The sequence below is a fragment of the Ochrobactrum sp. SFR4 genome, from assembly GCF_019730395.1.
Taxonomy (GTDB): domain Bacteria; phylum Pseudomonadota; class Alphaproteobacteria; order Rhizobiales; family Rhizobiaceae; genus Pseudochrobactrum.
The window spans coordinates 1-237 of sequence record NZ_JAAPBB010001367.1 but is presented as its reverse complement, the minus strand read 5'-3'; the positions used below and the strand labels follow the sequence as shown (position 1 = coordinate 237).

Below are 237 nucleotides of genomic sequence, written 5' to 3'. Positions count from 1 at the left end.
CCGGCCAGGTCGAGCGTCTTTTTCAGATTGGCCAGTGCAAGTTCTGTCTGCGCCTCAAATCCCTCAGCCCAGCTGCCATCCGCATGCTGGGCAACCTGCCCCGCCAGAAACAGAAACGTCCCCTTTGCCTTAACGACATCCGAGTAGAATTTAACCGGACCGTTTTTATGAGACATAACTTCGCGCATCTTGAATTCCTCCCAAAATCTCAAGCGATTTGTAATGTGTAATATATTA

General features: G+C 49.4%; 1 protein-coding gene. It reads right to left on the bottom strand.

Annotation, left to right across the window (positions count from 1 at the left end; translation table 11 throughout):
- Positions 1 to 188: RidA family protein (locus tag HBA93_RS23495; RefSeq protein ID WP_286202174.1), on the bottom strand; the 188-nt coding region annotated here is incomplete at its 3' end.
- Positions 189 to 237: the final 49 nt, after the last annotated feature.